Source organism: Nonomuraea aridisoli, from assembly GCF_003236395.1.
Classification (GTDB): Bacteria; Actinomycetota; Actinomycetes; order Streptosporangiales; family Streptosporangiaceae; genus Nonomuraea; species Nonomuraea aridisoli.
Genome location: NZ_POUD01000663.1, coordinates 1 through 464 on the forward strand (window position 1 = coordinate 1; position 464 = coordinate 464).

General features: G+C 61.2%; 1 protein-coding gene. It reads right to left on the reverse strand.

All coding sequences use genetic code 11. From position 1 onward, the window contains the following. Window positions 1-54: 54 nt before the first annotated feature. On the reverse strand, window positions 55-464 hold a 410-nt coding region (locus tag C1J01_RS48610; protein WP_111185892.1), incomplete at its 5' end, for a hypothetical protein.

The window sequence follows — 464 nt, forward strand, 5'->3', positions numbered from 1 at the left end:
GCGGCGAGAGTGGTTCGTCCCAGTGTGGCGGCCGGCGACTCGGCATGTTTCTTTCTACCGCCCAATGAGAAGGTCACGCAGATGCTGTTCCTGCTCTTGCCGGTCGAGCACGGACTGCGGAAAGTTCTCTTTCAGCCCCAGCCAGATCCGGCCAAGGTCGTCTGCGTAGGAATGGAGTCCTTCGGAACGAACCTGTTCAATGAACATCATCAGGTCCATCATCGACTTTCCAACCTTGGGGCCCTGCGCGACCAGCACCTTGCCTGCCTTCATCGCCTGCACCGCAGACGCCCAGTCCGCACACCCTGCCCGGCGCGCAAATGCATCGCACGGATGCACGATCTTGGCGCCTGGCCCGAACATCGCTTCAACCAAGTCGGTCGGCTTCGACAAATCCACTTTGAACGGTGCTGCGACAGGCTGGCTGGCCAGGTGCCCCAGCAGGTGCTGCGGATCGGTACTGT